We start from the raw sequence: 276 nt of genomic DNA, 5'->3' as shown, positions 1-276 counted from the left end.
GTCTCATAGCCGGTAGCCAATGAGCCTGCACCCCAAACTCCATGCCATCACCGAGCGCATCGGCCAGCGCAGTGCCGCGTCGCGCGCTGCGTACCTGGCGGGCATCGACGCCGCGCTGCGCGACGGTCCGGTCCGTTCGCGCCGGAGCTGCGGCAACCTGGCCCACGGCTTTGCGGCCTGTGGCCCGACCGACAAGAGCCGCCTGCGCGGCGGGGACACGCCGCCCCAGGGCATCACCACTGCCCACAACGACATGCTGTCGGCGCACCAGCCGTA

At 71.4% G+C, this 276-nt stretch carries 1 pseudogene; it reads left to right on the top strand.

From position 1 onward, the window contains the following. Positions 1–19: 19 nt before the first annotated feature. Positions 20–276, top strand: a pseudogene (locus ACQG3P_RS19625) (phosphogluconate dehydratase); the annotation flags it as partial.

It is taken from the genome of Stenotrophomonas sp. SrG, assembly GCF_050031795.1.
Classification (GTDB): Bacteria; Pseudomonadota; Gammaproteobacteria; order Xanthomonadales; family Xanthomonadaceae; genus Stenotrophomonas; species Stenotrophomonas rhizophila_A.
The sequence above is the reverse complement of the archived record's forward strand: the minus strand, read 5'-3'. Positions and strand labels throughout refer to the sequence as shown.